Source organism: Bradyrhizobium sp. (assembly GCF_019242285.1).
In the GTDB taxonomy this organism is placed as follows: domain Bacteria; phylum Pseudomonadota; class Alphaproteobacteria; order Rhizobiales; family Xanthobacteraceae; genus Bradyrhizobium.
Genome location: NZ_JAFAVV010000096.1, coordinates 1 through 2244 on the forward strand (window position 1 = coordinate 1; position 2244 = coordinate 2244).

Below are 2244 nucleotides of genomic sequence, written 5' to 3' on the forward strand. Positions count from 1 at the left end.
CAGCCGATTGTACCACCAGATTGCGTACGCATCCCGCTCCACCAATTCGAGGAAGCCTTGAACGATCGCTTCCTCGAGCGAGTTGCCGGCAGCGCAGCCGTTGGAATCCGAGGTGCCGAGGTTTCCGGCAGCGTTCCGGTAGAAGAAATACAGGATGCTGGTCGGGAGGTATTTGAAACGCTGATCGCGCAGAGACCAGGCCGGTGACCACTCGATCTCCGCGGATCGATCGAATGGATCGAGCGCCGTCGGCGCCTCGCCCGGGCCCGTCAGCGACGGCTGCTCACCGGCGAATTGCGCATTACTGAACAGGAGGCATTCGTTCGGAGGAATGGCATCGCCCGGCGGAAATTCCGTGAACCGACGCCTGACCCTGATCTCGTCGCCCTGAAAGATCCCCGAATAGCGTTCAATCGCCTCCATCAGCGCGCTGGCTTCGCCCTGCTCGGAAATGCTGCCTTTGCCGAAGCTGCCGCCATTCAGTCCGGATTTAAGCTCGTCGACCGATTCGGGGCGGGGCGCGAAATTGTGCGTGGCGCGATAGTTGGTGTTCAAGGGCAGGTCGGTTTGGATCCGCTCGAGACGCGAGAGGACGCCGGTGAGAGCGCTCACATGCTTGCGGAAGCGCGCGACCGTGGCGGTGGACGAAACGGCCCGGTATCCCCCGCTATTCATGATCAGCTTGCCGCCGCCGCTCAGCTCGATCGGCACCGGTGCGCGGCGCGGGTCGCGCAGCTCCTCGCTGCCGCAAGCCGGACATTGCGGGCGCTTCGCCACGTAATGTCGCACGATGGTCGAACCCATGAGATCGAGGCTGATGATGTGATCGCGTAAGTCGGTGCGAAAATCGGTGGCGATCGCTTTGGCGATCTCGACGGCTGCGAGCTGGATGGCACTCTGACCGAACACGCCCTGGCTGAGAGGCGAAGCCGCGACGCAACGGGCCTGTTTGCGATCGAGGAACGCCTTGATCTCCCGGTTGCGGTTCATCCGCTCCGCCACACAGGTCCAGCAGGGGCCCTTGCCGGGCTCGAGGATGGGCCCCACCAGCGGAAAAATGCCGGAGGGTTGGACAAGCAGCCAAGGTGTTTGGTCCGACAGGTGCTGCCGATTCAATTCAGCGAGCCGTCCATCCAGATAATCGTTCACCAGCACGACAGTCAGGTCGGCGGGGCGCTTCACAACACGAACGCCCAACCCGCTCAATGCGGTGTCGAGCTCCGTCGCCCCTTGCACGTCGACCGATTGAATGCGAACCCGAAAGTTCTGAAGCGTCTTCTCGGCGGCCTCCGGCGCAAGCCCGAGACTTGACCAATAGGCGGCGGTGATGTCGGCGGAGGAATCGGAAGTCGGGACGACGTAGCGGCGATCGATCAACCGCTTCAAAGCCTCGTGGATCTTGTCGGTCGGAAAATCCCGCTCCAACTCGCGAACGATCTCCCGAATACTCTTTCCGGCACCGATGGCAGACGCCAGAGCACAATAGAGCTCGCCGTGCAGAAAGAACTTCCGATGCTCCGAATAGAGACAGACGACATCGGGCGGCAGCACATACACGGAGAAATTCGGCGAGAACCGGGGAATGTCTTTGCCAGCAGGCCGGGTCAGGCCGTTCGCGCGATCGCCGGTCTTAAGGTCAACCCGCGCGCTTCTTCGTTTATCGCTCATCGCGGATTGACGCTCATCGCGACCAGTTCAAATCGCCAATTTTTCGATTGCCAGGGCGCAAATTTAAGGCGCGCGAGCGTTGTGGTCCAGCTCGCGCGCCGGCGCTTTCCCGATAGGGTCGGCCACTCCGCTTGGCCGTCACGCTCCGAACTCACTGGCGCAGCCCGCTGCGCTGCGAATTCGACATGGTGCCAGGTCAGAGAGCCTAGGTCAGTCCACTGTAGATCAGTAGCAGAGCCACGGACGCCACGGAACGCAGCACGCGCAGCCGCCGCAGCCTCCGATCCAGCCGCCGCAACCGCAGCCGCGGCCGCAACCCCTGCCGCAACCTCTGCCGCCGCCGCAGCCTCGACACCCGCAGCCTCGGGCATACTTCTCGCCGAGCATGGGTGCTCCGGCGTGCTCCTTGTCGAAGACATGGAACGTCGCCAAGCTAACGTCGGAGACTTCCTCTTCATTGAGAGTGATCTCGTGGCTCGGCGTAATAGGCCGCGCCTGAGTATCCGCCGACGGCACAGCAGTTGCCGCCGATGCACCACCCGCCAGCGATAAAGATACGCCGACGGCTGCCAACAC

The 2244-nt window shown here is 62.7% G+C and carries 1 protein-coding gene; it reads right to left on the reverse strand.

Annotation, left to right across the window (positions count from 1 at the left end; translation table 11 throughout):
- Window positions 1–1668: TOMM precursor leader peptide-binding protein (locus tag JOY90_RS03720; protein WP_291689815.1), on the reverse strand; the 1668-nt coding region annotated here is incomplete at its 3' end.
- Window positions 1669–2244 lie beyond the last annotated feature (576 nt).